The organism is Candidatus Symbiopectobacterium sp. NZEC135 (genome assembly GCF_025962695.1).
The window spans coordinates 1-1,847 of record NZ_JAGFPF010000304.1 but is presented as its reverse complement, the minus strand read 5'-3'; the positions used below and the strand labels follow the sequence as shown (position 1 = coordinate 1,847).

Annotated in this window: 1 pseudogene; it reads right to left on the bottom strand. The window is 46.2% G+C overall.

Annotated features, from left to right (window positions below):
- Positions 1 to 1,847: pseudogene (locus J5224_RS26205) on the bottom strand (hypothetical protein); the annotation flags it as partial.

Genomic DNA, 1,847 nt, shown 5'->3' with positions numbered 1-1,847 from the left:
CAAGCAGCCAAAAAGACGAGAATGAGCACGAACGATACAAATAAACCCGCTCTTAGTTCCCAGCGATAAACACAGATCCAATTTAGCAGGTTATTGATGTTGTTTATCATCTGATTAATCGGTTTAGGGTACTGCGGGGCCTGCTGGAAGAATGTATCATCAATCAGCGTCTCATTTTCTGCGCTTAGTGGCAGCGGCCAATAGGCTGCGCCCAAAAAGCTCCAGCTCGAAAAGTTAACCAGTTGATTCAGCATCGACTTTTGATTGCGATTGTCTTCGGTTATCAGCACGGGAACCAGTTGCTTGTACACCCGTTGCACGTCGGCCTGATCCGGCTGTTCGCTGAGCCATTTCTGTAATTGCTTTAATTGAGTCAGTTCATCTTTCGCCCCATCGCTATTTTCCGGTGAGCCAGGTCGGACGAGCAGTAGATCGATATTTTTGGATAATTCATTGATACTCCTGAAACTATAAAAATCATCTTCACGCTTTATGATGCCTTTTACCGGAACAATCACATTCACATAATACCGATCATCGTCTGCCTTAGAGGCGTTGAGTGCGTTGATACCAGACTGATGTTGATAGCTTTGACGCAAGGCAGCTTTAACCTTCTGTAGGAATGATAAAAAGGCCTGCTGACTTTGTTGAGTGTCTAAGACCGAAAGGTCTATATCAAAAGTAATGCCGTCTGCAATGGGCAGTACGGTTGCAAATCCAAGACTGATCCACTGCTGCACATTATTAATGAAATACTTGTCCATGGGGATCGTCACGGATGCAACAAGGCGCTGTGCCATGTCGTCAGTAAACAGCGCGATCAGTTGATCTTGGGTGAGATCTCGTGGCGTTGTCACCACCAGATCGAGCTTGGTGCGATAGCGGTGGGTGGTCTGAATAAACTTGCTGTACGTAGGGTCGGCTGACCAGTTTTGTGGCAGTGCTAATGTATTGCCATTCTCGCCAGGTTTCATCACTGCGCCAACATAGCCAATGCGGTCCAAGCGACTAAAATCAATGGTTTGCCCTTTTTCGAGGTGTTGCCAGTAAGGATAGAAACCATAAAAAGTGCCTATCGTAAAAATAGACTTGGTACTGTCCTGGCACCCGCAGTCCTGCGGGGCTTCCCAGTTTACAGGGACGGCGCGGATAGGGCTTTGACCTTTTTTGTATGCTAATTCAACAATGCTTTTGCCCTGCGTACTGGCTGGCGAAATTCCCAACGCGTTCATCGCCATTTGTAATAGATAGAGACTTGGAAAAACTTCATCCTGTAGTGGCGTAAGTGTTTTCAATTGATCTTTAGATAGCGAGGTAATATGCAGTTGCCCAATGGTTTGCTTCAGTGCATTAGGGTTCAGTTGCCACACTAACTGTGGTGCTGTCGTTTGAGTGTCACTTTGTGTGCTGGTTTCAATCACCTGCTTTGATGTACTAGGGGCATGGTTATTGTCGGTAGGGTTATCAGCGGTATTTAGTTTCTCTGCATCGACACTATTTGCTTCGCCATCCATAATTTGGCTCGTGCTCGTGCTCGTGCTCGTGCTCGTGCTCGTGCTCGTGCTCGTGGTAGCACTTGTGCTGGGGTGAGGGGGCTCTATCGTGTAAGCGTCGATAAAATTGTCGATATTAATGGGCTGTGCAATAGGAATATTAAGTTGGTTAAGTGAGTTAATCAGTTGGGTAAATAAATCGCTGAGCTGGTTATAAAGTTGGCTGCGTTGGTCGAATTGCTGCTTTTCTAACTTCTTAAAGGTTGCCAGTACGGTCTGTAGCTGCGTCAGGGTGGTGAAGTCTTTTTCTGTCAATTGGTAATAGTAGGGAGATCTATCACTAGCGGTTTTTTC